This window comes from Campylobacter lari (assembly GCF_004357905.1).
Classification (GTDB): Bacteria; Campylobacterota; Campylobacteria; order Campylobacterales; family Campylobacteraceae; genus Campylobacter_D; species Campylobacter_D lari_D.
In genome coordinates, this window is record NZ_SMTT01000032.1 from 1 (window position 1) to 460 (window position 460).

Genomic DNA, 460 nt, shown 5'->3' on the forward strand with positions numbered 1-460 from the left:
AAAAATACACCCCTCCACTTAAATACAATTTCATTCTATGTTCATCATCATATTTATACTGATGAACTGCTCTTGCTGCATCAAGCTTTATATAATACTCATTAGCTTTATTATAAAGTATTTGTAAGCCTACTGCATCTAAAAAATGCTCATCTGCTAATCTATCCCCTGAAGCTTTTTCATACCAAGCATAACCTACATCATAAAAGGGAGTAAAATAAAAATTAGTATTTGGTATATTTATTCTTATACCAAAGTTAGCTACTATGGTATTATCTCCATCTCCCTCTCCATTATCATAAGCTCTTACCCCATAAGCTCCACCTAAAGATGAACTTTCAGAAGAATCTAATTCAAAATTTCCTAATACCTTTTGATAGTTTATATTTAAAGTATGAGTAATATACTCATTAATACTATAATAATTATTCAAACTAGCATTGAGTTTTCTAAACCAACC

General features: G+C 29.6%; 1 pseudogene. It reads right to left on the reverse strand.

Annotated elements, in window-relative coordinates:
• Positions 1–460: pseudogene (locus tag E2O22_RS07825) on the reverse strand (ShlB/FhaC/HecB family hemolysin secretion/activation protein); the annotation flags it as partial.